We start from the raw sequence: 26,256 nt of genomic DNA, 5'->3' as shown, positions 1-26,256 counted from the left end.
GTGACGGACGAGGCGGTCGAGATCGGCGCACGCAGACCGCGATCGCCCGCGGGCTCGATGCGGCTGTCCGAGATCGCCGCGATCGCAGGGGTCAGCGAGGCGACGGTGAGCCGCGTGCTCAACCGCAAGTACGGCGTCGCGCAGAAGACCAGGGATCAGGTGGAAGCCGCCCTGCGCGCGGTCGGCTACGAGCGCACGAACAAGGGCGAGATCGTCCTGATCCTGGTGCCCAGCCTGAGCGGGGTCATCTTCTCCGAGATGTGCAACGAGATCGAGGAGCACCTCAGCCCGCACGGTCTGCGCGCCCTGATCTGCCCGGTCTTCCCCGGCGCGGTGTACGAGCGGGACTACGTCGAGCTGATGATCGACAAGGGCATCGCCGGCGCGATCTTCGTGTCTTCCAGCAACACCCTGCGCAACTCGGATCCGGTCGCGCATCAGCTGCTGGAGTCGCGCGGTGTGCCCTTCCTCACCGTCAACGGCGGGTTCGCCGACGCCGATGCCCCGGTCGTGTCCACCGATGACTGGCAGGCCGCCGAGCTCTCGGTGGCCCACCTGCACGACCTCGGACACCGCCGGATCGGGCTGGTCGCCGGCCCTGCCGGCAACATCCCGGCGGATCGCCGCGTCGAGGGCTTCCTCACCGCGATGGAGTCCCGCGGCCTGGACGACGCCGAGGACTTCGTGGTGCGCGGCAAATACTCGATCGAGGGTGGCCGCACTGCGGCGGACGAGCTGCTCAGCCTCGGCGCGACGGCGATCATCGCGTCGAGCGACGACATGGCGCTCGGCGCCTACCGCGCCATCGGACGACGTGGTCTCACGGTGCCACAGGACGTGTCGGTGATCGGCTACAACGACTCCTATCTGCTGGACTTCACCGATCCGCCGCTGACGAGTGTGCGGCAGCCGGTGGAGTCGATCGGCGAGGTATGCACTCGCGCACTGGTCACGATGATCCAGAACCGCCCGCTGCGCACAGAGGAGGTGCTGCTCGAGCCGGAGCTGCGCCTGCGCAAGTCCACCGGACCGGTTCCCGCGCAGTCCTCCTAGCGTCCGGCACGTCGCAGGATCGCGCCGCCGCCTGCGGCGACGAGCACGCTGTCATCGGTCGCCTCGGACAGGTGCGGATCGCGGAACCCGGGTGCCCCGGCCACGGCGACCCGGAGCGCCCGATCTGTGCCGTTCCACACATGCACCTCCACACGCGTGACCCGCACCGCCACAGTGCCGTCGGCGAACGGCAGACCGCGCAGCTCGACGGTGCCGATGCCGGAGGGCAGCCCCGGTCGCACCGTGAGCCGGCCCGCTCCGGCGTCCGGCTCGATACCGAGGATGCCGAGCACGATCTGGCTGAGCAACGTGAACGACACCTCGGGATAGGTACCGTTCGCACCCTGCTCCGGCACCTCGTGCGGCTCGTCGCGCAGCCCATGGATGCGCCGCATCCAGTCCCAGGCGGTGTCGGGCCGGCCGTGCCGGAAGTACAGGTCGGGCAGGTAGGTGAGCGCCTCGACGTTGCGCGGAGCGGATGCCGCATCGCGGCAGAGCGCGTCCACGCGATCGAGCTCGGCCTCCGCCCGTTCACCCACGAGCAGACCCTTCAGCAGCGGGAACCAGGTCGATTCGCGTGACCACTCGGTGACCGCTTCGCCGGACGTGGTCCAGCCGCACACCACCTCACGGGAGGCATCACGACTCCACACGGCGTCGTAGTGCTTCCGCATCCGCTCCGCCCGTGCCGCGAGCCGCGGCGCGGCATCCGTGCCGGACAGCAGCGCCCCGACATGCCGGGTGGCGGCGTACTGCGCGGCGTAGCCGTCTCCGGCCTCGTGCAGCACGACTCCCGGCAGCTCGTTGTAGCTGGCGGTGCCATCGAAGATGCCGGGGCCGGATGCCTCGGCGACGCCGTTGCGGGGATACCTGTCATGGGCGTCAGCGAACTCCTCGACGAGCCGCCGGGCCGCATCCCTGTGCGCACGCAGCGCAGAGTCGCCGGTCCAGCGGTGCAGCACGTGCACGATCTCGGCGAGCTCGAACGCCGCGGGCAGCTCGCGCACGAAATCGGAGGCACTGCGGTAGTCGATCGCCAACGGCGTACGCAGATCGAAGTTGATCGCCCACCAGGGCCAGCCGTCGTGCTGTTCGTCCGCCGAGCGCAGGAACGCCGTGAGCATCGCCGCGTTGCGGTCCGCCCAGCCGAGCATGTGCGCGCCGACCGCCTGATGCACGAAGTCGCGCAGGTAGAAGCCGGATCGATGCCGGTAACCCGCCCAGTACGCGTCACGGTACAGCACGGAGCCCTGCCCCCGCGGCGAGCGCTCCGAGACGTCGTTCGGGCCCAGCCGTCCGCCCTGCACGGCGTGCGATCGCGCCCCGGCGACCGCCCAGGCGAAGATCCGCTCGAGCTCGTGGCTGTCGCTGCGCAGCGTGAGCTCGGTCATACGGCGATCAGCTCGATCGCTCCCGCTTCCTGCGGACGCAGGGTCGGCAGCGGCAGACCGACCTGCCCGAGCACGACGCCCGCGACCTCCGTCTGCTCGAGCCACCACGCCGGCTGTCCGCGCCGGATCGTGGGGTCGTCCGCTCCCTCGACGGTCAGCCGCTGCACGCGGTAGCGGCGGTCGGGGTCGACACCGGCCACCCGCAGCGCGCCGCCGGGGCTGTGCGCGACCGAGTCGATCGCGGCGATCGTGACCAGCGCGTGCGCGCGGTCCTCGGCGACGACCGCCTGCGCGACCAGCGCGGCCTCGGTGTCGAGCCGATGCAGCTCGCCGCGTTCGGTGAGGGGCCGCAGCCGCTTGGCGATGGCGATCCAGCCGGCGAGCTCGGTGCGCTCGGCGGGCGTGGCCTCGCGGAGATCCCACTCCACGCCGAAACTGGCGACCAGCGCGGTCACCGCGCGGTAGGTCATGCTCGCGGCGCGGCCGGTGGTGTGCGCGAACTGGGCGCCCACGTGCGAGCCGAGCAGCTCCGGCGGCATCAGCAGGGTCGTACCGCGCTGGATGCGCTGCCGTTCCAGCGGGTCGTTCGAATCGCTGGTCCAGAACCGGTCGACGTACTCCACGATGCCGAGGTCGATGCGCCCGCCGCCGGCCGAGCACGATTCGATCTCCAGCCACGGGCACGCCTCCCGTACCTCGTGCAGCAAGCGGTACACGGCGGCGGTCTGCCGGTGCACGCCGGCGCGGCCTGTACTGCGATCGACCGGTTCTGTGAGGTCGCGGTTGTGGTCCCACTTCACGTAGTCCACCCGATACCTGGTGATCACGTCGATGAGCCGCCCCGCGATGTAGGCGTACGCGCCGGGGTGGCCGATGTTCAGCACCTGCTGCTGGCGCGCGAGCGGGGCGTCGCGCTCCTCGGGTGAGAGGAGCCAGTCCGGATGCCGCCGGGCGAGGTCCGAGTCGGGGTTGACCATCTCGGGTTCGAACCACAGCCCGAACTGCATGCCTCGCTCGCGCACGTGGTCGACGAGCGGGCCGAGCCCTTGCGGCCACACATCCTCGTCCTCGTACCAGTCCCCGAGCCCTGCGCGGTCATGTCGTCGGCCCCGGAACCAGCCGTCGTCCAGCACGAAGCGCTCGATGCCGACCTCGGCGGCCTGGTCGGCCAGCTCCAGCAGCGGTGGCAGCGAGTGGTCGAAGTACACCGCCTCCCAGGTGTTCAGGGTGATCGGGCGGCCGACCGGCGGGTGTGAGGGCCGCGCCCGCAGCATCCGGTGCAGGCGAGCGGATGCCGCATCCAGCCCCTCGCCCCAGGTGAGGTACAGCCAGGGCGACGTGTACTGCGAGCCCGGGGCGAGGTCGAGTTCACCGGGTTCGAGCACCTCGCCGCCGCCGAGGAACGAGCGCCCGCCGTTGGTGCGATGCGCCCACAGCCGCTGGTCACCCGACCAGGCCAGGTGCGCAGCCCACACCTCACCGGTGTCGAATCCGAAGCCGGGGATGCCGGCGGCGAGCAGTGTCACGGCGTCGGGGCCGGTGCGTCCTCGGCGGTTCTCGCGCAGATGCGTGCCGTCGACCAGGGCGTGCCGCTGCGGGCGGCGCTCGCCGTTGTGCCGCCCACTGAAATCGAACAGCTCGGTCGCGCGCGCGGGGACGGGCACAGCCAGGTCCATGCCCTCCAGAGAATACGCGCCGTCGCCGTCGTTCGTCACGGTGGCGCGCGTGCGCAGCACACCGCTCGGGAGCAGTTCCAGCTGCAGCTCCAGGGAGACTCCTGCGGCGTCGTCGACACCGTGCGCGACGACCGCGCCCTCCTCCTCCCGGACGCCGGTGCGCAGGAAGGCGGGGAACGGATGCCGCCCGGCACGGTGGCCCGCGAGACCCGTGGGACCGTACCAGCCCTGCCCCGCCTCCGGTAGAACGCCGATCGGCAGCGGGATGTCCGGCTCGCTGACCGCGCGCTGACGGTGAGTGCCCGTTGCGATGTCGTCCAGCGCCTGCGGCGAGAGCTCGCCGAGGCCGCGGCCCCAGTACGCGATCGCGGGCATCGCCCCGGCATCCGCGGTGATCACGACGCTGACGTCGTCGGCGGTCAGGTGAAAGACATCGGTGTCCATGTGCTCTTTTCCAGTCTGCAATCTTGCAAGCCATCATTGCATATCTGCAGAATGTGTTGTTAGCATGGCGTTCACCACCCGCTGCTATGTGACGTAGCACCCGAAAGGACCCTCAACGATGAAGCTCCCCTCGCGGCTCGGCCGCACCACCGCATTGATCGCCGCGGCAGCCGCCGCGGCGCTCGCCCTCACCTCCTGCTCACCGGCGTCCGACGGCGGTTCGGCCGGCAGCGAGAAGATCGAGGGCAAGATCACCGTCTGGTCGTGGACCGCACCCGCCAAGGGCCTGCGCGCCGCGATCCCCGGCTTCAAGAAGCTGCACCCCGGTGTCGAGGTCGAGGTGCTCGACGTCGGCAACCCTGCGATCTGGAGCAAGATCACCACCGGCATGGCCGCAGGCGGCGCCGGTCTCGCCGACGTGCTCAACATCGGCATCGACTACATGGGCAACTACGTCGAGAAGTTCCCCGGCAAACTCGTCGACTTCCGCGACTATGACGGCGAAGAGCTCGCGGCAGACTTCCCCGCCGGCGCGTGGAAGAGCGGCAGCGGTGAGAAGGGGCAGGTCTACGGTCTGCCCTACGAGGTGAACGCCACCGGATTCTTCTACCGCACCGATCTGTTCCAGGAGGCCGGCGTCGACATCGACTCGGTCGAGACCTGGGACCAGCTGTTCGACGCCGCCAAGATCGTGCAGGACAAGACCGGAGCCCCGCTGTTCCGCATGGACATGTCCGCCTCGAAGGGGCCGTCCGGCGGCCTCTGGCAGCTGCTGACCAACCTGCAGGGCTCGTTCTACTTCAACGAGAAGGGCGAGATCACGATGAACGGTCCGGAGGGGCTGAAGTCCCTCGAGCTGATCAAGAAGGCCAAGGACATGGGCCTCATCGTGCAGGACTCCGGCGGCTGGGACGCCATGGTCGCGCAGATGAAGGGCGAGAAGCCCGTCTCGGCATTCTCGAGCGGTGGCTGGATGGCCGGTGAGATGGCGATCGACGCTCCCGAGATGGCCGGCAAGTGGGGCGTGCGCAAGCCCCCGTCCGTCGAGCCCGGCGGCCTGACCGCCGCGATCGACGGCGGCACCTACCTCTCGGTGCCCACCACCAGCAAGAACAAGGCGACCGCTGTCGCATTCGCCAAGTACGCGATGGCCACCACGGAGGGCGCCGAGGAGGTCTACAAGGCCGGCGGCATGTTCCCGGGTTACAAGCCCTTCATCACGACCAAGGAGTTCTCGCAGCCGGTCGAGTTCTACGGCGGTCAGCGCGTGAACGACATCTTCATCGCGCAGCTCGCCGAGAAGACCCCGGTGGTCAACTACACCAGCGACTACGCCCGCGCCCTGAAGGCGTACAGCGACGCGCAGACCAAGGTGCTGACCGAGGACGCCGATCCGCAGAAGGTGCTGGACGACGCCGCGAAGCTCGTCGCCCAGCAGACCGGCCGCAAGATCGCGGACGACTGAGCCGAGAAAGGATGCGGGTCCCGGCGGTTGCGCCGCCGGGACCCGCGATCACATCGTGACACTCACTGCATCCCCCGAGACGAAGGCCCTCGTCCCCGTGCTGCCGCCGAAGCAGCAGCGCCGTCGCCGCAGCGTCGGCTACCCCGTCTACACGCCCTACGTGCTGCTGCTGCCGACCATCGCGCTGTTCGCGGCGTTCACGGTCTTCCCCTACCTGAGCGCCCTCTGGCAGAGCTTCACCACCAACGTCGACGGCGAGACCGCATTCGCCGGCCTCGCCAACTACACCCGCCTGTTCCAGGACCCGCTGTTCTATCAGGCGCTGTGGAACACCTTCGTCATGCTGATCGTGCAGGTGCCGATCATGCTGGTCCTGGCGATCCTGCTCGCCGTCGCGTTCAACTCGGTGCTGCTGAAGTTCCGCGCACTGTGGCGCACGCTCTACTTCGTGCCCATCGTGATGGGTCTGGTCGCCTACGGCATCCTGTTCAGCGCTCTGTTCAACTCGGAGGACGGCTTCGTCAATCAGCTGCTCGGCTACGTGGGCATCGGCCCTGTGCCGTGGCTCACCGACCCGTTCTGGGCGAAGATCTCGATCGTCATCGCGATGACCTGGCACTACACCGGCCAGAGCGCCATCATCTACCTCGCCCAGCTGCAGGCCATCCCCACCGAGCTCTACGAGGCCGCCTCGGTCGACGGTGCGAACGGCCGCAAGCAGTTCTGGCACGTCACGATCCCGGGTCTGCGCCCGGCGATCATCCTCACGGTGATCCTGTCCACGATCGGCACGCTGCAGCTCTTCGACGAACCGTTCGTGATCACCAACGGCGGACCGCTGAACTCCACCCTCACCGTGGGCATGTACCTCTATCAGAACGGATTCCAGTACTTCGACTTCGGGTACGCCTCCGCGATCGGGTACGTCCTCACGCTCATCATCGGCGTCATCTCGCTGATCCAGTTCCGACTCTTCCGGGAGAAGTGATGACCACCCTTCAGGCCGGCCCCCGCCGCACGGGCCGCTCCCTGGTGCTGACCACCGCCATCGCCGCAGGTGCCGTGCTCATGGCGCTGCCGTTCTACTGGCTGATCATCGCCAGCACCTACCCGTCGAACAAGGTCTTCTCGACCCCGCCGAACTTCGTGCCGGGCGACGCGTTCTGGAGCAACGTCACGAGTCTGTTCAACGAGACGATGTTCGGCCGCTCCGTGCTGAACTCGGTGCTCGTCGCCAGCATCTACACGGTGCTCGGGCTCATCGTCTGCACTGCGGCCGGTTATGCGTTCGCGAAGTTCGAGTTCCGCGGCAAGAACGTGATGTTCGGCATCCTGCTGGTGACTCTCGCGCTGCCCTCTCAGGTGACGCTGGTCCCGCTGTTCCAGATCATGGTGTGGCTCGGCTGGCTCGACACCTATCAGGCGCTCATCCTGCCGAGCCTCGCATTGCCGTTCGGCGTGTTCCTCATGCGGCAGGCGATGAGCTCCATCCCCGACGAGCTCATCCAGGCGGCCCGCGTCGACGGCGCCGGGGAGTTCCGGCTGCTGTTCCAGATCGTGATCCCCACCGTCCGTCCGGCTCTCGCGGCACTGTCGATCTTCCTGTTCCTCGGCATGTGGAACGCCTTCGTGTTCCCGCTGGTCGTGCTGCGCACGCCGGACGCCTACACGATCCCGGTCGCGCTGGCCACCCTGCAGGGTGTCAGCAACACCGACTACGGCCAGCTGCTGACGGGCACCATGCTCTCGATGCTGCCGATCCTCATCCTGTTCCTGTTCCTCCAGCGCCAGTTCGTCGCCGGCATCCTCGCCGGCGCCGTCAAGCAGTGACGCTGACCCGATCTCCCAACGCAAAGGACCATCTGTGCTCCTCGAAGACAACGACCTCGACAGCGTCCAGTGGACGCCGCTCACGCGCGGATTCTCGCTCGGCACCGGCGGCGGATGCCGCATCCTCTCCGCCGATCAGGTCGGCGACCTGACGGAGATCCGCCTGAGCGCGGAGGAACCGGGGCAGATCATGCTGGAGGGTCCCCTCGGCAACGCCTCCGGTGTCTGGCACGCCGGGGCGGATTCGATCCGCGGGCTTCCCGCGGACTGGGCCGGCTCCGAGTCCTTCGGGGCGGTGCGCTCGGTGCCGCTGCTGGTGCTGTGCGATGTCGACGGCTCCGCTCAGCTCGGCTTCGCGCTGGACAGCCTGGTGCCCACCGGCCGCATCGAGTACGGCGTCTCGGAGGAATCGAAGTCGTTCGTCGTCCGCATCGCCGTCGAGCCCGCACTCGCGGACGACGACGGCGTCATCACCCTGCTCTTCGTCGCCGAGCAGGCGGCTTACGCCGACGCGGTGCGGGCGCTGTCACGCCGGCTGCATGACGGACGGCCCGTGCACACGGTGTCGCCGTACTCCCTCGAACCGGTGTACTCGACGTGGTACTCGTACTCGCAGCGGATCTCGGCCGACATCGTGCGCGACGAGGCCCTGCGGTCGCACGAGATCGGATGCAGGTCGATCTTCATCGACGACGGCTGGCAGCGACTCGGCGACGGCCGCTGGTATGCGGGCTGCGGAGACTGGGTGCCCGACGAGGCCAAGTTCCCGGACTTCCGCGACACCGTCGACGAGCTGCACGACGCCGGCATGGGCGTGGTGCTCTGGGTGGCGCCGCTGCTGCTGGGGCCGCAGAGCGACGCGTTCGCCGAGCTGGCCGGGTACGCGCCGCACTACTCCGGCGGCCTGCGCGCGCACGTGCTCGACCCGCGAATCCCCGAGGTGCGACGTCATCTCGCCGGCGCATGCGCCAGGCTGATGTCGGACTATGCACTGGACGGCCTCAAGGTCGACTTCCTGAACAACGCGATGGTCTACGCCGGCACGCCGTCGCCTGGCGACATCGACGACGTCGGCGAGGCGATGCGGGTGCTGCTCTCCGACATCTCGGATGCTGCCGAGCTGGCCCGCCCCGGTTCGCTGATCGAGTACCGCCAGCCCTACGTCTCGCCCGCGATCGCGGGGTATGCCGACGTCATCCGAGCGACGGACTGCCCCGCCGATGCCGATCAGAACCGCCGGCGCACGGTCGATCTGCGCCTGTTCGCCACGGATCAGGTGGTGCACGCGGACCCGATCATGTGGGACCCGCGCGCCGGCGTCGACGCCCCCGCCAGGCAGCTGCTGAACGCGTTCTTCTCGGTGCCGCAGCTTTCGATGCCGATGGCCGCGCTCCCGACCGAGCAGGTCGAGCGCGTGCGCGATCTGCTGCAGATCTGGCACAGGCTGCGCGACGTGCTGATCCGCGGCGAGATCTCAGCGGGTCTGCCCGGCGAAGGCTACCCGGTGGTCGCCTCCCGCCTGGCCGGCACCCTGGTGGTTGCTGCGTACCAGGAGCGGATGCTCGACCTCGACCTCGACGGCGTCGACCGCCTTGTCGTGATCAACGGCACCGCGGGGAGCGCTCTGCCGTACCGGGTCGCCTCGGGTGACGGCGCGCGCTTCGGCCTGACGTCCGACGGACTGATCGACATGGTCCCATGGAGCGTGCTCGAGCTGGCCTGACCTCCGTGAGCTGAGCGCCCCTTGCTCGAGCGCTCAGCCCTCCGGGTGAAAGCCGATCAGCCAGCGCACGCCGTAGCGGTCGACGAGCGTGCCGTCGTGGTCGCCCCAGGGGCGCTGCTGCAGAGGATCGATCACGCGACCGCCCTCCCCCAGCTGCGCGAACCAGCGCGTCAGGGTCTCCGGGTCAGCGGTGCCGAGCAGCGAGAAGAACATGCCGTTCATGTGCACGGCGTCGTCGTCTGCTCCAGCATCCGCACCGGAGATCTCGACCGGACCGCCCGTGAGCATGCCGTGCGCGATCTGATCGCCGGGGCCGTCGGTGCGCTCGAACTGCTCGTAGGTGAACAGCGCGACCTCACCGCCGAACACCGACTGGTAGAACGGCAGCGCCTCGGCTGCGGTTCCGGGGAACAGGAGGTAGGGCACGAGTCCGCTCATGTCTGCGAGCGTACGCCCTGACGTCAGCCGAGCAGCACGGTGGCGGCGAGCAGCACGGGGATACATCCGACGGTGGTGATGAACACGGTGTCCCTGGCGATGGCCTCGCCGACGTCGTACCGCTGCGAGTAGTTGAAGACGTTCTGCGCGGTGGGCAGCGCCGCCAGCACCACGACGATGAGCACCTCGTGCGCCGAGAGTCCGAACACGAACTGCGCGACCAGCCAGGCGATCACCGGCATGACGAGCAGCTTCAGCGTGCTCGCCAGCAGCACGTCGCGCCGGCGCCCTGCTGCGCCGAGCACCCGCTGTCCGTGCAGCGAGATGCCGTAGCTGATCAGAAGCACCGGCACGCAGGCGTTCGCGAGCAGGGTGACCGGATCGATGACGATCGGCGGCAGCTCGATCCCCAGCACCGAGACCAGGGTGCCGAGTGCCGATCCGAGGATGATCGGGTTGGTCGCGGTGCGCAGCACCGTGCGCCCGAACGATGTGCGCCCGCCGGTCACCGTGTCGAGGATCGTCAGCGAGATGGGCGTGAAGACCAGCAGCTGCATGAGGATCACCGGCGCCGGGTAGGCCGCGCTGCCGAGCAGGTAGAGCGAGAGCGGGATGCCGATGTTGTTCGAGTTCACCTGGCCTGCCGACAGCGCGCCGATGACCGTCTCGCCCGCGGACCGCCGCCAGACCAGCTTCGCCACGAGCACGTACAGCCCGATCACGACGACGGCTGCCACAGCCGACACCGGCAGCAGCGACGAGAACAGCACCCGGGCATCCGCCTGGGCCAGCACGGTGAACAGCAGGAACGGCGACAGCACGAAGAACGTCAGCCGGCTCAGCACCTCGCGCGCGTGCGCGCCGAGCAGGTCGATGCGGCCGATGACGTACCCGACGGCGATCGCCAGCCCGACGACGGCGAATCCGGTGAGAGTGTCGAGCACCCCTCGAGCTTAGAACGAGCTCAGAGCTCGACCTGGATGAGCACCGGCTCTGGCTGCAGCAGCAGGCCGAACTCGGCGTGCACACGACTCTGGATGAACCGGGCCAGCTCCGACACCTCGGCGGCAGTGGCGCCGCCCCGGTTGGTGAGGGCGAGGGCGTGCTTGGTGGAGACGCCGGCGCGCNGGCGAGGGCGTGCTTGGTGGAGACGCCGGCGCGCGACCGAGGCAGTTTGAACCCCTTGCGGATGCCGGAGTGCTCGATCAGCCACGCGGCGCTGACCTTCACGTCGGCCTGCGCGGCCGCGAGCGGCGGCACGGCGCCGGTGAACCCGGAGAGCGGGATCACGGTGACCGCGTCGAGGTCGGGCGTGACGGGCCAGCGCGGGCATTCCGGCGGCAGCGTGCGCGCGACGGACTCGGGCACGATGGCGTTCTGGAAGAACGACCCGGCGCTCGCGGTGTCGGGGTCGTCGGGGTTCAGCAGCATCCCCTTCTTCGCCCTGGTCTCGAGGATCGTGGAGCGTACCCAGGACAGCGGCACGGCCCTCGCGTCCTCGAGGCCGAGCGCGCGGCGCAGCTGCTCCCCGCGCACCACGCGCGTGCCGTCCGTGACGGCGAGGTCGAGGGTGACGCTGAGGATCACGGCACGACGCTGCGGCACCCCGCCGTAGTGGTGCTTGAGCACGGAGGTGCGGAAGCCGAGGGCCAGCTCGGATGCCGGGACGATGACGGGGCTGTCCGCGTACTCGTCGAGCAGTTCGACCTCGACGAGCGTCTCCTGGATCTCCTGCCCGTAGGCGCCCACGTTCTGCACGGGGGCGGCGCCGACGGTGCCGGGGATGCCGCTCATCGCCTCGATGCCGGCGTAGCCGCGCTCGACGGCGTAGGCGACCAGGTGGTCCCAGTCGTGCCCGGCCTGCACGCGCAGCCGCACGCGGCCCTCGTGCGGCGAGGGGATCTCCTCGATGCCGCGGGTGAGCACGCGGATGACGGTGCCCTCGAAACCGGCGTCGCCGGCGAACAGGTTCGATCCGCCGCCGAGCACGAACCACTCGTCGCCGGCGGCCCAGACCTGCTGCAGCTCGGAGATCAGCTCGGCCGTGGTGGTGGCCTCGCGCATGCGCTCGGGGGCGCCGCCGGTGCGCAGCGTGGTCAGCGTGCGCAGCGGGATCGGCGTGATCTCCGTCACAGCGCCACGCGCAGCTGAGCCTTGGCCAGCACGGTCGTGTCGCCGTGCGTGACCTTCAGGTCGATCCGCGCGGTCTCCTCGTCGACGGCGGCGACCTTCGCGACGACGGTCACGTCGGCGCCGTCCTGCGGGTCGACGACGACCGGCTTGGTGAACCGGACGCCGTAGTCGACGATCTTGGCGACATCGCCGAGGGCGGACACCACGACCGACGAGGCGAGCCCCATCGTCAGCATCCCGTGCGCCAGCACGCCGGGCAGACCCACCTCGGCCGCGACGTCGTCACGGTAGTGGATCGGGTTGAAGTCGCCGGATGCTCCGGCGTAGCGCACCAGCGACTCGCGCGTCAGATGCACGGTGCGCTCGGCGATGGCGTCTCCCACGGTGAAGGCGGCCATCACTCCCCCTCTCGCTCGGAGCCCACCAGCAGCACGCTGGTCGCGGTGACGACGTGCGCGCCGCCCGCATCGGCGATCTCGGCCTCGCTGGTGATCATGGCGTTGCCGCCGAGCGTGCGGATGCCGGTGACCCGCAGCTGCCCGGTGAGTTCGTCGCCGGCCACGATGGGCCGGGTGTACGTGAACCTCTGCTCGGCGTGGATGGTGCGCGCCAGGACGATGCCGGAATCCTCGAGCGCGAGCAGCTGCTGCAGCGTGTGGTCCTGGATGACCATCGCGAACGTCGGCGGAGCGACGACGTCGGCGTAGCCGGCGGCGCGTGCGGCGTCGACGTCGGTGTGCACGGGGGCATCGGCGAAGACGGCACGCGCGAACTCGCGCACCTTCTCACGTCCGACGAGGTAGGGGGACGTCGGCGGGAACTCCCTGCCGACCAGTTCTGGGTTCACTGGCACCTCTCGATCCTATCCGGGCGCGTGTTCCGCATCCTCGGCGCGAGACCGGGACAATCCGGAAGATCCTTGACCCTTACCGCGCATTCATGCTTCCATGTGATTGTTTCTGCGCCCACAGATGCAGAAACAATCACCACTGAGGAGACGATGAAGTTGAACTCACCATCCTGTCGCCGGCGCCTCAGCGCGCTCGGCTTCGCCATCGCCCTGGGGGTGACCGGCATCGGGCTGACCTCGGTCGGAGCCGCCGCCGCATCCCCCGTCCCCGCCGCCGCGACCGCGGCGTCCGCCCCCACCCCGATCACGCCGAAGCCCGCTTCGCCGGAGGTCCCCGTCGACGGCACGGGCACTTCGATCGGCGCCATCACCGACGTGCAGCGCGACGGCGCCTCCGTGACGCTGACCGCCGAGCACGGCGCGATGCGCGTGACGTTCCTCGAGAACGGCACCTTCCGACTCGAGGCCGACCCGAGCGGTTCCTTCACCGACCCGGCGAACACGCCGCAGAACGACCCCGCGCGCACCGCCGACATCGTCGTGGGTGCGAAGACCTTCGAGGGCGCCGACGTCTCGGTCGGCGAGGGCGATGTGATCAGCATCGCGTCGAAGACCGTCACGGTGTCGATCGACCGCGCCACCGGCGCGGTGTCCGCCACCCGTGCCGACGGCTCGACGATCTTCACCGAGTCCGCCGCCATCACGTTCGGCAAGAACTCGGCGACCCAGCACCTCGAGGGTCAGGACGGCGAGCAGATCCTCGGCGGCGGCATGCAGAACGGCCGCTCGATCCACACCGGATCCGTCATCAACATCGCCAACAACTTCGACTGGGACGACGACGGCTACCCCAACGCCGTGCCGTACTACATGTCCTCCGAGGGATATGGCGTGCTGCGCAACACGTTCGCGAAGGGCACCTACGACTTCGCGAAGCACACCACCACGCACCAGGAGCGCCGCTTCGACGCCTATTACTTCGTGGGCGACTACGAGCAGTCGCTCGAGTCGTACACCCAGCTCACCGGCCGGCCGTTCATGCCGCCCGTGTACGCCCTGGAGTACGGCGACGCCGACTGCTACAACCGCTCCAGCCCGACCTACACCGGCACCAAGACGCCGTCGAAACTGCGCACCCCGCAGGCGCTCGAGGTCGCCAAGGGCTTCGTCGAGAACGACATGCCCGGTGGATGGATGCTGGTCAACGACGGCTACGGCTGCGAGTATCAGGAACTGCCCGAGACGGTCCAGGCGATCGAGGAGGAGACCGGGCTCAAGACCGGCCTGTGGACCCAGCGCTCGCTGACGAACCAGGAGTACGAGGTCGGCGAGGCCGGCGTCCGGCTGCGCAAGCTCGACGTCGCCTGGGTGGGCTCCGGCTACCGGATGGCACTGACCGGCTGCGAGGCCGCGAACGACGGCATCGAGAAGTACTCGGACGCCCGCGGCACGGCCCTCATGGTCGAGGGCTGGGCCGGTTCCCAGCGCTGCGGCATGCAGTGGACCGGTGACCACTCCGGCAATCTCGACGCCGTGCGCTGGCAGATCTCCGCACTGACCGGTGCCGGCAACTCGGGTCTCGCGTTCTCCACCGGCGACGTGGACGGCATCTTCGGAGGCTCGCCGGAGAGCTACGTGCGCGACCTGCAGTGGAAGGCCTTCGCCCCCGCGCTCTACTCGATGAGCGGCTGGGCGTCGGTCGACAAACGGCCCTGGCTGTACGGCGACGAGGCGACGAAGATCAACCGCAGCTACCTGCAGCTGCGGCAGCGCCTGATGCCCTACATCTACACGCTCGCAGCGGAATCGCACCGCAGCGGCCTGCCGATGATGCGGTCGCTGGCGCTGGAGTACCCGAAGGACGCGGGCTCGTACAGCGTCGAGGCGAACAACGAGTTCCTGCTCGGCAGCGACTACCTGGTCGCCCCGGTGTTCACGAAGACCGAGGTGCGCAACGGCATCTACCTGCCCGCCGGCTCCCAGTGGGTGGACTTCTGGACCGGCGAGGTGCACGAGGGCGGACAGGTGCTGAACGGGCACCCGGCTCCGCTCGACAGGCTGCCGATCTTCGTGCGCGCCGGCGCGCTGGTTCCGCAGGGCGTCACGGCACGGAACGCGTCGCTGGTGCCGGCGGACTCCCCCGTCACACTCTCGCTGTTCCCACAGGGCAAGAGCGCGTTCTCGCTCTACGAGGACGACCAGGTCACCCGGGCCTACGCCGACGGCGCCTCCAGCACCCAGGAGTTCACCGTTGATGCCCCGGAGGCCGGCAAGAAGGGTTCCGTCACGATCGGCATCGGCAAGCGCGCCGGATCGTACGACGGCAAGGCCGATGCCCGGCCGTACGTGATCGAGGCGCACACCGGCTCCGCGCCGGCGAACGTCTCTGTCGACGGCAAGGGCCTGAAGCAGGCCGCCTCCCGCGAGGCGCTGGATGCCGCATCCTCCGGCTGGTTCTTCGACGCGGAGGACGCCGGCGGCGTCATCGTCGTGAAGGTGCCCGCCCTCGCGTCCTCCGCCTCGGCGGAGATCGTGCTCGCAGCGACCAGCGCCGTCGGAGGACGGGACGCGGATCTCACCGCGGCATCCGTCTCGGTCGGACTCGATGACCGCGTGTTCCAGGGCGACACCACCACGGTGGAGGCGACCTTCCGCAACACCGGCACCAAGAAGAAGGAGAACATCGCCCTCGCCCCGCAGCTGCCCGAGGGGTGGAACCTCGTGTCCGCCAAGGGCGACAAGGCGCCCCTGGTCGAACCCGGTGCATCGCTGACTGCGACGTTCGAGGTGAAGGTCACGGATGCCGCGGCCGCCGACCTGCAGACCGTGACCGTGGTCGCCGACTACACCGCGCAGAAGACCGCGCAGCAGGCATCAGGAGCCAACCAGCTCTACGTCGCCTACGGGTCGCTGGCCGGGGCGTACAACGCCGACTCCGTGACCACGCTCACCACCGCGAAGGCGGGTGACTTCGACGGCGGCGGCGCCACCTTCTCGGCCGAGGCCCTGGAACGGGCCGGGGTCATTCCTGGCTCCACTGTCACGGTCGGAACCGGTGACGCGGCCATCGGTTACACCTGGCCGAATCCGTCCGGTGCGAAGGACTCCGTCTCGCCGGCCGGGCAGACCATCGCGCTGACGGGCAAGGGCACGCACCTCGCGGTGCTCGCCTCCGCGGCATCCGGCGGCGGCGTGAACCCCGCGCTGGAACTGCACTACGCCGACGGCACGGTCTCGAAGCAGAACGTGTTCTTCCCGAACTGGCTGCCGCAGGCATCCGGCCTGGGAGGGGCGAGCGTGGCGATCACCAGCCTCGGACGCAACAACGGCAACAACCCGAACGTGTACGAGTACCCCACCGGCAGGTACCAGGTGTACTCGAACCTCGTGCGGCTGAACCCGGCAAAGGAGCTCGCGTACGTGGTGCTCCCGACCGAGAGCCGGCTGAAGATCTTCGATTGGAAGGTCGTCGACCAGCCCATGCCGCCGGCGCCGTCCGGCAAGGTCTACGCGTCGGATCTGGGCTGGATCAGCGCCACGAACGGCTGGGGTGTGATCGGCAAGGACGTCGCCAACAAGGACTCGGCGACCTCGCCGGATCTGCCCCTGGCGATCAATTACGTCGATCCCGACACGGGGAAGAGCCCGACGTACGCCAAGGGGCTCGGTGTGCACGCGGCATCGAAGGTGACGTACTACCTCGGCGGCAAGTGCAAGACGTTCACGGCCTCGGTGGGCCTGGAGAAGGGCTTCGCCGGCAACGTGATCTTCACCGTCGACACCGACGGCGTGAACCGCTACCAGTCCCGCACCTTCACCCCGGGCTTCGCCCCGGAGCAGGTGGACGTGGACGTCACCGGAGTGCAGTACATCGACCTCAACGTGAACGCACCGGGAAGCATCAACGGCGCGCACGGCGTGTGGGGCGACGCCCTGTTCACCTGCGAGTGACCGGCTGACAGGGGCGCCCCTCGGAGTCCGTTCCGAGGGGCGCCTCGCTGTGCGGATGCTAGTTCTTGGCGCGCATGGCCTTCCGTGCCATCTGGTACCCGATGTAGAGCAGGTACACCGCGAACAGCACGTTCCCGGCGAAAGGGTCGATGCGCGCGGCGAAGAGCGCGCCGAGCGCGGTCGTGGCGCACGCCGAGACGCCGACGCACGCGGCGGCGACGAGGTCGACGTTCTTGTGCCGCAGGTTGCCGACGGTGCCCGAGACCGCGGTCGGGATCATCATGAGCAGCGAGGTGCCCTTCGCGACGAGGTCGCTGACGCCCATGCCGAGCATGAGAGCGGGCACGACGATGATGCCGCCGCCGACGCCGATCAGCCCGGCCAGGATGCCGGTGAACACGCCGACGACGACGAGGACGAGCCCCGTCATCCAGGTGAGGTCGAGCTCGGCCTCGCGCGACGGGACGATCAGGAAAAGGCTCACGATGACCACGGCGATGAAGCCGACGAATCCCCAGAGCAGCGTGCGCTGCGACATCCGCGGCAGCAGCCGTGTGCCGATCTGCGCACCCACCACGGCGCCGAGCGCGAGGATCAGCGCGGGGATCCACGCGACCGAGTCCGAGACGGCGTACGAGATCACGCCGACGCTGGCGATCGGCACGATCGCGGCGAGCGAGGTGCCTGCCGCGCGGCGCTGATCGAAGCCGAGCAGCAGGACGAGCAGCGGCACGATGACCGTGCCGCCGCCGACGCCGAACAGGCCGGACAGGATGCCGGCCGCGAGCCCGATGCCGATGTAGGACAGGTACGCCCGGGCGCCCCGGGTGGTCGTCTGCTCGTCGCGCATCCGCCCAGCCTATTGCTCCGCGACGAGACCCCACGCCCGCGTGTCGGCGAGGGCGTGGGGCCCGGAACGGCTCAGATCTCCTGGTCGGCGTGGATCGGCACCGCGATCGTCTCGGTGAGCTGCCGCTCGTAGCGGCGCTGCCGCCGCTGCAGCCACAGCCCGCCCAGGACGAGCAGGGCGAGCACACCGTACGCGGCCGCGGCGAACGGCTGCATGATCAGTGTGGTCAGGTCACCCTGGCTCAGCTGCAGCGCCTTGCGCAGCGACTCCTCGGCCATCGGCCCGAGGATCATGCCGACGACGAGCGGCGCGACCGGGTAGCCGTAGCGGCGCATGAAGTAGCCGAGCATGCCGACGATCACGAGGATCAGGATGTCGGCGACGGCGAAGTTCAGCGCGTACGCGCCGAAGGCGGCGAACGTGAGAATGCCCGCATACAGGTACGGCCGCGGGATCTGCAGCAGCTTCACCCACATGCCCACCAGCGGCAGGTTCAGCACGATCAGGATGACATTGCCCAGGTACAGGCTCGCCACCAGCGCCCAGACGAGCGCAGGCTGGCTCTGGAACAGCAGCGGCCCCGGCTGCAGGCCGTACGCCTGGAACGCGACGAGGATGATCGCCGCGGTCGCCGTCGTGGGCAGCCCGAGCGTCAGCAGGGGCACCAGGACGCCGGCGGCCGCCGCGTTGTTCGCGGACTCGGGACCTGCCACACCCTCGATCGCGCCGCGGCCGAACTCCTGCTTGTGCTTCGAGAGCTTGCGCTCGGTGGCATAGGAGAGGAACGTCGCGACATCCGCCCCGCCGGCGGGGATGGTGCCGATCGGGAAGCCGATCGCCGTGCCGCGCAGCCAGGGCTTCCAGGAGCGCTTCCAGTCCTCGCGCGTCATCCAACTGCGCCATCCGCGGGTCACCGGAATGACGTCGACGCCGCCGTGGCGGAGCTTCGCCGCGATGTAGAGCGTCTCCCCCACCGCGAACAGTCCGACCGCGACGAGCACGATGTCGATCCCGTCCGACAGCACCGGCAGGCCCAGCGTGTAGCGCTGCTGACCGGAGAGCAGGTCCGTGCCGATCAGCCCCAGGAACAGGCCGACTCCGAGCGAGAGCATCCCGCGCGAGACCGAGCTGCCGATCAGCGCGCCGACCGTCACGAACGCGATGACGATGAGCGCGAAGTAGTCGGCGGGCCCGAGGTTCACCGCGAACTGCGCGAGCACCGGGGCCAGCAGCGTCAGCCCGACCGTGGCGATCGTGCCGGCGATGAACGAGCCGATGGCGGCGGTGGCGAGCGCGGCCGCTCCGCGGCCCAGCTTGGCCATCCTGTTGCCCTCGATCGCCGTCACGATCGACGCCGATTCACCAGGGGTGTTCAGCAGGATGCTCGTCGTCGAGCCGCCGTACATGCCGCCGTAGTAGATGCCGGCGAAGGTGATCAGCGCCGCGGTCGGGTCGAGCGTGTAGGTCAGCGGCAGAAGCAGGGCCACGGTCATCGCAGGGCCGATGCCGGGCAGCACGCCGACCGCCGTGCCGATCAGCACGCCGAGGAAGGCGAACACGAGATACTGCGGCTGGATCGCGGTCGCGAAACCGTCGAGCAGCAGGCTCCAGCTGTCCATCAGAGCATCCCTCCCAGCCACCCGAGCGCCGGCCCCCAGGGCAGCGAGAGCCCGAGGAACCCGCCGAACACGATCTGCACCGCGAGCCCGACGACGAGTCCGATCAGGAACGCCATCCACCAGCGCTTGGCGCCGAGGCTCCAGGCGACCAGACCGAACAGCACGGCGGCCGCCGGAGCCCAGCCGATCACGTCGATGAGCAGCAGATGAGCGATGAGCGCGCCCACGATCTTCACGAGGGTGAGCCAGTCGGTCTTCGCATCGGGATCGATGTCCTCGCTGTCCTCGACCTCGGCTCGCCTGCCGCGCAGGACGCCGACGAGCACGGCCGCCGCTGAGGCGAGCAGGGTGACGGAGACGAAGATCGGGAACACCGTGGGGCCGACGGTGACGCCGACCGGCACGTGGATCGAGAACACGCCGACCAGGGCGAAGACCCCGAGGGCGAGCATGAGCAGGGCGAAGACGAGTTCCCCGATCGGAACCCGTGCGGCCGGCCGAGTCGCCTCGGCCGGCCGGTTCGCCCCGGTGATCGGGGCGGACATGTCAGATCAGTCCGATGTTCTTCAGAGTGCCGGTGACGTCCTCGACGTTCTGCTCCACGAACGAATCCATCTCCTCCCCGGTGAGGAAGGCGTCGGCCCAGCCCTTGCTCTCGAGCTCGGCCTGCCAGGCGTCCGAGTCGTGCATCTCGGTGACGATGCGCACCAGCTCCGCCTTGTCGGCCTCGGAGATGCCGCCGGGTGCGATCACGCCCCGCCAGTTGGTGAGCACGACGTCGTAGCCTGCGTCGGTGATGGTGGGCACGTCGGGAAGCGACTCCACCGGCTCCTCACCGGAGACGGCGAGGGCTCGCATGGTGCCGTTGTCGATGTGCTGCTGGAACTCACCCACACCGGAGATGCCGGCGTCGACCTTGCCGCCGAGGATCAGCGAGACCGCCTCACCACCGCCGGCGTTGGGCGTGTAGTTGAGCTTCTGAGGGATCTCCGTGCTGTCCAGCCCCGCCTCTTCGAGCAGGAGCCCGGCGAGGATGTGGTCGGCGCCGCCGGCGGAGCCGCCTGTCACGGTGACCTCCTGCCCCTTGTCGGCGATGTCCTCGACCAGGTCCTCGAGAGTCTTGTACTCGGAATCCTTCGGGACGACCACGACCAGCGCCTCGTCGGTGAGACGGGCGATCGGCGTGGTGTCCTCGAGGCGGATCTTCGAGTCGTTGGTCTCGATGGCTCCGACCATCACCAGCCCGTTGACCATGAGCGTGCCGGGGTCCTTCTCGTTGGCGAGCTGTGCCAGTCCGATCGTGCCGCCGGCACCGCCGACGTTGCTGACCGGAGCGGTCTTCACGACCTTGTCGTCGGTGAGCACCTTCGACATCGCGCGACCGGTCTGGTCCCATCCGCCGCCGGGATCGGCGGGCACGATGATCTTCACATCGGTGATGCTGGACTTCTCGCCGTCGGCGGCCGGCTTCTCTGCCGTGCCGCCCTGCGTGGAGCATCCGGTGAGGGCGAGTGCCGCGGCTGCTGCGGCGGCGATCAGGGTGATCCGGGTTCTGTTCATTGCGCTCCTCCTCGAGCGTTCAGGGACGCTGTCGAACGTAAGCGGCCGGACCGCCGCGGTCCTGCTTGCGAAACCATTGGTCGCGTTCCGAAAGTATTGGTCGCGAGATGGTCGTCACCCCGGATGCGGGCGTTCCCGCCTGCGGCGACAATGGAGTGTGCCCTCGATGACGAAGACGCATGCGTCGAAGATGACGCTCCGCGTACAGCTGCTCCTGCTGCAGGCGGCGATCGTGTGCCTGGTCACCCTGATCGCCGGCATCACCGCAGGGTTCGTGCAGTGGGGCACCATCCGCGACGCCTACGAGGACCGGATGATGGCGGTCTCGCAGTCCATCGCGTCGATGCCCGCCGTGGTCGGCGCCTTCGACGACGCAGACCCGTCCGAGACCATCCAGCCGCTCGCCGAGGCCATCCGCAAGGCGTCCGACCTCACGTACGTCGTCGTCGCCAACGCCGACGGCATCCGTTATTCGCATCCGGATCCCGAGAAGATCGGTCACCATGTCTCGACGGATGCATCTGTGCCGCTGTCCGGCAGGATCTACACCGGCACGCAGACCGGCACCCTGGGCACCACGTGGCGTGTGAAAGTGCCGATCTTCCAGGACGGTGCGGTGATCGGCACCGCGTCGGTCGGCATCCTGGAGTCGCACGGCCAGGCGGAGTTCTTCGGCACCCTGGCCTGGATCATCGGGGCGATGCTCGCCGCCGTGCTCCTCGGCCTGTTCGGCTCGGCCTGGGTGGCGGCGCTGATCCGGCGACGCATCCAGGGCCTCGAGCCAGACGAGATCAGCGCGCTGGTGCGCAACCAGGAGACCACGCTGCACGGGCTGAGCGAGGGCGTGATCACGGTCGACGCGCATGGCGTCATCACGCTGGCGAACGACGCGGCGGCCCGGTTCCTGGACACGGATGCCGCTGCTCTGACCGGATCACGGGTCGAGGACGTACTCGGTGCTGAGCTGATCGAGGTGCTGCGCGAGGGCGAGGACGCCGGGCGCCCGGTCATCCTCGGCGCGCGCGTGCTGGTGGCCCGCTCGACCGGCGCCCGCGACGGCGGGGCGGCGGTGGATGCCACCCTGCTGCTGCGCGACCACACCGAGCTGCACGACGTGGTGCAGCGGGTGGAGGCCGCCGATGCGATCATCGCGTTCCGGCAGCGCGCGGGGCTGCCGAAGGGGCTGTCCGCGGAGACGCTGGAGCGGGTGGCGAGCGCCCTCGCCGCGCATCCGGATTGCTCGGCCTCCGAGCTCGGCGAGGTGCTGCAGATCTCGCGGGTGAGCACTCGTCGATATCTCGAGCATCTCGCGAGCACGGGTCGTGCGGTGCGCTCGCTCGACTACTCGACGCGCGGACGGCCGGGCAGCCGCTACCGGATCCACGATTCCGCAACCGGACCTATTGAGACTGCGTCTCAGTACGTGCGACACTGAATCACGCATACCCGACGGGATGATCGAAGGAGATCACCATGTTCCGCAGCCCCTACCCCGATCTCGAGATCCCGAACGTCTCGATCTACGAGTACCTGTTCGCCGGCCTCGACGACACCGACCTCGATCGGGTCGCCATCGTCGACGGCATGTCGGGTGCCGAGACGACCTATCGGCAGCTGATCGCGCAGATCGACCTGCTCGCCGGTGCGCTGGCCGCCCGCGGTGTGGGTGTGGGCAGTGTCGTCGGCATCCTGTGCCCGAACATCCCGGCTTTCGCCACCGTGTTCCACGGCGTGCTGCGCTCCGGCGCCACCGCGACCACCATCAACTCGCTGTACACCGCCGAAGAGATCGCGAATCAGCTCGAGGACGCCGGAGCCGACTGGCTGTTCACGGTGTCTCCGCTGCTGCCTGGCGCCCAAGCGGCCGCCGAGCGGCGCGGCATCCCGGCGGAGCGCCTGATCGTGCTCGACGGCGCGGAGGGTCATCCGAGCCTGCGCGACCTGCTCGCCGAGGGGCATCCGGCGCCGGAGATCGACTTCGACCCGGCGACTCATCTCGCGGTGCTGCCGTACTCCTCCGGCACCACGGGCCGCCCCAAGGGCGTCATGCTCACGCATCGGAACCTGGTCGCGAACGTCGAGCAGGTGCGGCCTGTCACGGACATCGACGAGAACGACCGGCTGCTCGCCGTGCTGCCGTTCTTCCACATCTACGGCATGACCGTCCTCCTCGACTTCGCACTCAAGCAGCGCGCGGGTCTGGTCACGATGCCGAAGTTCGACCTGCTGGAGTTCCTGCGCATCATCCAGGAGCACCGCACCACCTGGGTGTTCGTGGCTCCGCCGATCGCGGTCGCCCTCGCCAAGCATCCGGTGGTCGATCAGTACGACCTCTCCGCGGTGAAGGTCATCTTCTCGGGTGCGGCCCCGCTGGACGGCGCGCTGGCCGGCGCGGTCGCGAACCGCCTCGGCTGCATCGTGGTGCAGGGCTACGGCATGACCGAGACGAGCCCCGCCGCGAACATCATCCCCGTCGATCGCACCGACATCGACCGCTCGTCGATCGGCCCGCTGGTGCCCAATACCGAGGCGCGTCTGGTCGACCCCGAGACCGGTTCCGACGTCACGCCGCCGGCCGAGGGCGCGAGCGAGCCAGGCGAACTGTGGCTGCGCGGGCCCCAGATCATGACCGGCTACCTGAACCGCCCCGATGCGACCGCCGAGATGCTGGATGCAGACGGCTGGCTGCATACCGGCGATGTCGCCACGGTCACCTCGGACGGCATCTTCCGCATCGTCGACCGCCTGAAGGAGCTCATCAAGTACAAGGGCTACCAGGTGGCGCCGGCCGTGCTCGAGGCGCTGCTGCTGGAGCACCCCCGGATCGCGGATGCCGCGGTGATCGGCGCGAACGACGCCGACGGCCAGGAGGTGCCGAAGGCGTTCATCGTGCTGCAGCAGGACGCCGAGCTGAGCGCCGAGGACGTCATGGAGTTCGTCGCAGGGCGCGTCGCGCCCCACGAGAAGGTGCGCATGGTCGAGTTCATCGACGTCATCCCGAAGTCCAGCTCGGGCAAGATCCTGCGCAAGGACCTCCGCGTCCGGGTCTGAGCCGCGTTCTGGGTCCGACCCGCCCTTCCCTCGCTCCGGTCTCACTCGTTGCGGGTGTTTCTGCCCGAACACCCGCAACGAGTGAGACCGGAGCTTCTTTCTGCGCGGCAGATGCGAAGAAGCCCGCCACCCCGAAAGGGTGGCGGGCTTCTTGCGTCAGACGAGAATTACTCGGCCTTCTCCTCGGCGGGTGCCTCGGCAGCGGTCTCCTCGACCGGAGCCTCGACGGTCTCCTCCGCAGGAGCCTCCTCGACCTTCTCGGCCTTGGGGGCAGCAGCCTTCTTGGCGGCCTTCTTCTTCGGGGTGACGGGCTCGAGGACGAGCTCGATCACGGCCATGGGCGCGTTGTCACCCTTGCGGTTGCCGATCTTGGTGATGCGGGTGTAACCGCCCTCACGCTCGGCGACCAGCGGCGCGATCTCGGTGAACAGCACGTGCGCGGCATCCTTGTTGCTGCGCAGCACGGTCATCGCACGACGACGGGCGTGCAGGTCGCCGCGCTTGGCCAGCGTGACGAGACGCTCGGCCAGCGGACGCAGGCGCTTGGCCTTGGTCTCGGTGGTCGTGATCGAGCGGTGCTCGAAGAGCGACGCGGCCAGGTTCGCGAGAAGCAGGCGCTCGTGGGCGGGGCCGCCTCCGAGGCGGGGACCCTTGGTGGGCTTAGGCATATTCGTTTACTCCAGGGAAAAAGGGGATCAGAAGGACTCGTCTTCGGAGCCGCCGTAGAAGTGGGCTCCGTCGAAACCGGGCACCGAGTCCTTCAGCGACAGACCGAGCGAGACGAGCTTGTCGCGCACCTCGTCGACCGACTTCTGCCCAAAGTTGCGGATGTTCATCAGCTGCGTCTCGGAGAGGGCGACCAGCTCCGCGACCGTGTTGATGCCCTCGCGCTTGAGGCAGTTGTAGGAACGGACCGACAGGTCGAGGTCCTCGATCGGCATGGACAGCTCGCTGGAGAGCACAGCCTCCACCGGCGCCGGGCCGATCTCGATGCCCTCGGCCTCGACGTTCAGCTCGCGAGCGAGGCCGAACAGCTCGGTCAGGGTCTTCGCCGCCGATGCGACGGCGTCGCGCGGGCTGATCGCGGACTTGGTCTCGACGTCCAGGACCAGCTTGTCGAAGTCGGTGCGCTCACCGGCACGGGTGGCGTCGACGCGGTAGCTGACCTTCAGGACCGGCGAGTAGATCGAGTCGACCGGGATCTGACCGGCCTCGGCGTACTCGTTGCGGTTCTGCGAGGCGGAGACGTAGCCGCGACCGCGCTCGATCGTCAGCTCCAGCTCGAACTTCGCGGTGTCGTTCAGGGTCGCGATCACCAGGTCGGGGTTGTGCACCTCGACGCCGGCCGGAGCGGAGATGTCCGCAGCGGTGACCTCGCCCGCGCCCGTCTTGCGCAGGTAGGCGGTGATCGGCTCGTCGCGCTCCGAGGAGACGACCAGCTGCTTGATGTTGAGGATGATCTCGGTGACATCCTCCTTCACGCCCGGAATCGTGCTGAACTCGTGCAGCACGCCGTCGATGCGGATGGTGGTGACCGCGGCGCCGGGGATCGACGAGAGGAGGCTGCGACGCAGCGCGTTGCCGATCGTGTAGCCGAAACCGGGCTCGAGCGGCTCGATCACGAAGCGGCTGCGGTTGTCGGCGAGCTTTTCCTCGTTCAGGGTGGGACGCTGTGCGATGAGCACTATGTGTTCCTTTCGATCACATGCCCGCTATATGACATGTGTTGGGTGAGGTGTTGAGTTGTCGAAAGTCGGCGGAAGGGATGCCGGACCCGATGGATCGGTTCCGGCATCCCTGTCCGAGATCAGACGCGGCGGCGCTTCGGCGGGCGGCAGCCGTTGTGCGCCTGCGGGGTGACGTCCTGGATGGACCCCACCTCGAGGCCGGCGGCCTGCAGCGAGCGGATCGCGGTCTCGCGGCCGGAGCCCGGACCCTTCACGAAGACGTCGACCTTCTTCACACCGTGCTCGGCGGCCTGACGGGCGGCCGACTCGGCGGCCATGCCGGCCGCGTACGGGGTGGACTTGCGCGAGCCCTTGAAGCCCACGCCACCCGACGACGCCCAGCTGATGACAGCGCCGGACGGGTCGGTGATCGAGACGATGGTGTTGTTGAACGTCGACTTGATGTGGGCCTGGCCCAGCGCGATGTTCTTCTTCTCCTTGCGGCGCGGCTTGCGCGCGGCGGCCTTGGGTGCAGCCATGAAAGTGTTCTCCTAT

22 protein-coding genes and 1 pseudogene are annotated in these 26,256 nt (G+C 68.9%); 8 read left to right on the top strand and 15 right to left on the bottom strand.

Going from position 1 to position 26,256, the window contains the following annotated elements:
- Complete coding sequence (locus tag GON06_RS01460; protein ID WP_198346569.1) at positions 1 to 1,053, top strand: LacI family DNA-binding transcriptional regulator; 1,053 nt, start codon at positions 1 to 3, stop codon at positions 1,051 to 1,053.
- Here the strand turns inward: GON06_RS01460 and GON06_RS01455 are convergent.
- Both GON06_RS01455 and GON06_RS01450 read right to left on the bottom strand, forming a co-directional pair.
- Positions 1,050 to 2,444, bottom strand: a complete 1,395-nt coding sequence (locus GON06_RS01455) for a hypothetical protein (RefSeq protein ID WP_157310517.1) — start codon at positions 2,442 to 2,444, stop codon at positions 1,050 to 1,052. The genes GON06_RS01460 and GON06_RS01455 overlap by 4 nt on opposite strands.
- Positions 2,441 to 4,564 (bottom strand): alpha-galactosidase, encoded by a 2,124-nt coding sequence (locus GON06_RS01450; RefSeq protein ID WP_157310516.1) that lies wholly within the window; start codon positions 4,562 to 4,564, stop codon positions 2,441 to 2,443. Before GON06_RS01450 ends, GON06_RS01455 begins: the two co-directional genes overlap by 4 nt.
- Before the next feature lie 118 nt (positions 4,565 to 4,682).
- Between GON06_RS01450 and GON06_RS01445 the strand changes: the two genes are divergently transcribed.
- The 4 genes from GON06_RS01445 to GON06_RS01430 are packed head-to-tail and all read left to right on the top strand — an operon-like array spanning position 4,683 to position 9,582.
- Positions 4,683 to 6,029 (top strand): ABC transporter substrate-binding protein, encoded by a 1,347-nt coding sequence (locus GON06_RS01445; protein WP_157310515.1) that lies wholly within the window; start codon positions 4,683 to 4,685, stop codon positions 6,027 to 6,029.
- Positions 6,030 to 6,084: 55 nt separating this feature from the next.
- Positions 6,085 to 7,017: a carbohydrate ABC transporter permease gene (locus GON06_RS01440; RefSeq protein ID WP_198346568.1), complete on the top strand. Its 933-nt coding sequence runs from the start codon at positions 6,085 to 6,087 to the stop codon at positions 7,015 to 7,017.
- Positions 7,017 to 7,859: a carbohydrate ABC transporter permease gene (locus GON06_RS01435; RefSeq protein WP_157310514.1), complete on the top strand. Its 843-nt coding sequence runs from the start codon at positions 7,017 to 7,019 to the stop codon at positions 7,857 to 7,859. The genes GON06_RS01440 and GON06_RS01435 overlap by 1 nt, the downstream gene beginning before the upstream one ends.
- 34 nt (positions 7,860 to 7,893) lie before the next feature.
- Positions 7,894 to 9,582: a glycoside hydrolase family 36 protein gene (locus GON06_RS01430; RefSeq protein ID WP_157310513.1), complete on the top strand. Its 1,689-nt coding sequence runs from the start codon at positions 7,894 to 7,896 to the stop codon at positions 9,580 to 9,582.
- A 33-nt stretch (positions 9,583 to 9,615) separates the two neighbouring features.
- On the opposite strand, the gene GON06_RS01425 is transcribed toward GON06_RS01430, so the two are convergent.
- The 6 genes and pseudogenes from GON06_RS01425 to GON06_RS01405 form a co-directional block, all read right to left on the bottom strand.
- Positions 9,616 to 10,020, bottom strand: coding sequence for a VOC family protein (locus tag GON06_RS01425; protein ID WP_157310512.1), 405 nt, complete (start codon positions 10,018 to 10,020; stop codon positions 9,616 to 9,618).
- Between the two features lie 23 nt (positions 10,021 to 10,043).
- Entirely contained in the window at positions 10,044 to 10,964 is a 921-nt protein-coding gene (locus tag GON06_RS01420) for an AEC family transporter (protein WP_332837058.1), read from the bottom strand.
- A 20-nt stretch (positions 10,965 to 10,984) separates the two neighbouring features.
- A pseudogene (locus GON06_RS18610) lies at positions 10,985 to 11,147 on the bottom strand (UDP-N-acetylmuramate dehydrogenase); the annotation flags it as partial.
- Between the two features lies 1 nt (position 11,148).
- A partial coding sequence (locus GON06_RS01415; RefSeq protein ID WP_332837057.1) for a UDP-N-acetylmuramate dehydrogenase occupies positions 11,149 to 12,153 on the bottom strand: 1,005 nt, incomplete at its 3' end.
- Positions 12,150 to 12,551: a MaoC/PaaZ C-terminal domain-containing protein gene (locus tag GON06_RS01410; protein WP_157310511.1), complete on the bottom strand. Its 402-nt coding sequence runs from the start codon at positions 12,549 to 12,551 to the stop codon at positions 12,150 to 12,152. The genes GON06_RS01410 and GON06_RS01415, both read right to left, overlap by 4 nt.
- The gene (locus GON06_RS01405) at positions 12,551 to 13,006 is read right to left on the bottom strand and encodes an FAS1-like dehydratase domain-containing protein (protein ID WP_332837056.1); all 456 of its coding nucleotides are present in this window, start codon (positions 13,004 to 13,006) and stop codon (positions 12,551 to 12,553) included. Before GON06_RS01405 ends, GON06_RS01410 begins: the two co-directional genes overlap by 1 nt.
- Positions 13,007 to 13,159: 153 nt before the next feature.
- Between GON06_RS01405 and GON06_RS01400 the strand changes: the two genes are divergently transcribed.
- Positions 13,160 to 16,954, top strand: a complete 3,795-nt coding sequence (locus GON06_RS01400; protein ID WP_232528026.1) for an NPCBM/NEW2 domain-containing protein — start codon at positions 13,160 to 13,162, stop codon at positions 16,952 to 16,954.
- A 58-nt stretch (positions 16,955 to 17,012) separates the two neighbouring features.
- On the opposite strand, the gene GON06_RS01395 is transcribed toward GON06_RS01400, so the two are convergent.
- The 4 genes from GON06_RS01395 to GON06_RS01380 all read right to left on the bottom strand — a co-directional run bounded on the left by GON06_RS01395 (position 17,013) and on the right by GON06_RS01380 (position 20,983).
- On the bottom strand, positions 17,013 to 17,804 hold the full coding sequence (locus GON06_RS01395; RefSeq protein WP_157310509.1) for a sulfite exporter TauE/SafE family protein: 792 nt from the start codon (positions 17,802 to 17,804) through the stop codon (positions 17,013 to 17,015).
- 71 nt (positions 17,805 to 17,875) lie between these two features.
- The gene (locus tag GON06_RS01390) at positions 17,876 to 19,423 is read right to left on the bottom strand and encodes a tripartite tricarboxylate transporter permease (RefSeq protein WP_157310508.1); all 1,548 of its coding nucleotides are present in this window, start codon (positions 19,421 to 19,423) and stop codon (positions 17,876 to 17,878) included.
- Positions 19,423 to 19,968, bottom strand: a complete 546-nt coding sequence (locus GON06_RS01385; RefSeq protein ID WP_157310507.1) for a tripartite tricarboxylate transporter TctB family protein — start codon at positions 19,966 to 19,968, stop codon at positions 19,423 to 19,425. Before GON06_RS01385 ends, GON06_RS01390 begins: the two co-directional genes overlap by 1 nt.
- Position 19,969: 1 nt before the next feature.
- Positions 19,970 to 20,983 (bottom strand): Bug family tripartite tricarboxylate transporter substrate binding protein, encoded by a 1,014-nt coding sequence (locus GON06_RS01380; RefSeq protein WP_157310506.1) that lies wholly within the window; start codon positions 20,981 to 20,983, stop codon positions 19,970 to 19,972.
- 166 nt (positions 20,984 to 21,149) lie between these two features.
- Between GON06_RS01380 and GON06_RS01375 the strand changes: the two genes are divergently transcribed.
- Complete coding sequence (locus GON06_RS01375; RefSeq protein ID WP_157310505.1) at positions 21,150 to 22,418, top strand: PAS domain-containing protein; 1,269 nt, start codon at positions 21,150 to 21,152, stop codon at positions 22,416 to 22,418.
- Positions 22,419 to 22,456: 38 nt separating this feature from the next.
- Positions 22,457 to 24,034: an AMP-binding protein gene (locus tag GON06_RS01370; protein WP_157310504.1), complete on the top strand. Its 1,578-nt coding sequence runs from the start codon at positions 22,457 to 22,459 to the stop codon at positions 24,032 to 24,034.
- Positions 24,035 to 24,201: 167 nt separating this feature from the next.
- Here GON06_RS01370 and rplQ read toward each other — a convergent pair whose 3' ends face one another.
- The 3 genes from rplQ to rpsK all read right to left on the bottom strand — a co-directional run bounded on the left by rplQ (position 24,202) and on the right by rpsK (position 26,240).
- A complete protein-coding gene (rplQ, locus tag GON06_RS01365; protein ID WP_157310503.1) occupies positions 24,202 to 24,702 on the bottom strand; it encodes a 50S ribosomal protein L17 in 501 nt (166 codons plus the stop codon).
- 27 nt (positions 24,703 to 24,729) lie between these two features.
- Positions 24,730 to 25,719, bottom strand: a complete 990-nt coding sequence (locus GON06_RS01360; RefSeq protein ID WP_116241764.1) for a DNA-directed RNA polymerase subunit alpha — start codon at positions 25,717 to 25,719, stop codon at positions 24,730 to 24,732.
- A gap of 122 nt (positions 25,720 to 25,841) precedes the next feature.
- Positions 25,842 to 26,240 carry a 30S ribosomal protein S11 gene (rpsK, locus tag GON06_RS01355; RefSeq protein ID WP_071644012.1) on the bottom strand — a complete coding sequence of 133 codons (399 nt, stop codon included), beginning with the start codon at positions 26,238 to 26,240 and terminating at the stop codon, positions 25,842 to 25,844.
- Positions 26,241 to 26,256: the final 16 nt, after the last annotated feature.

It is taken from the genome of Microbacterium sp. MAH-37 (genome assembly GCF_009758255.1).
Classification (GTDB): Bacteria; Actinomycetota; Actinomycetes; order Actinomycetales; family Microbacteriaceae; genus Microbacterium.
The sequence above is the reverse complement of the archived record's forward strand: the minus strand, read 5'-3'. Positions and strand labels throughout refer to the sequence as shown.